Below are 355 nucleotides of genomic sequence, written 5' to 3'. Positions count from 1 at the left end.
ACCCGATTGGCGCGGGCATGGTGCGCGGGGCGATCGGTTCGGCAGCGACGCAGGGCGTGGCGCTGGCGAGCGGGATGCAGCAGCGCTTTGACTGGCGGGGCGTGGCGGCATCGGCGATCGCCGGCGGGATAGGCGCAGGGATCGGCGAGGCGGCCGGCGCGGCGAAGTGGAGCCCGCTGGCGCGGCAGGTGAGCAGCGGGTTGGGAGCTGGGTTGGCGAGCGCGGGAGTGCGGGGGGATTTGTCGGCGCAGAGCCTGGGGTATATCGCGGCGGACTTGGTGGGGAATACGATCGGGAACCAGGTGGCGGAGCGGTTGGTGGAGGGGATGGGGCGGGTGGAGGGGGGTGGCAATGC

1 protein-coding gene is annotated in these 355 nt (G+C 73.0%); it reads left to right on the top strand.

Annotation, left to right across the window (positions count from 1 at the left end):
- Positions 1 to 355: hypothetical protein (locus K206_RS44570; RefSeq protein WP_020207100.1), on the top strand; the 355-nt coding region annotated here is incomplete at both ends.

Origin of the sequence: Cupriavidus sp. WS (genome assembly GCF_000395345.1) — a bacterium.
Lineage (GTDB): Bacteria > Pseudomonadota > Gammaproteobacteria > Burkholderiales > Burkholderiaceae > Cupriavidus > Cupriavidus basilensis_B.
Note: the sequence above shows the minus strand (reverse complement) of the source record. Positions and strands in the feature narration are given on the sequence as shown.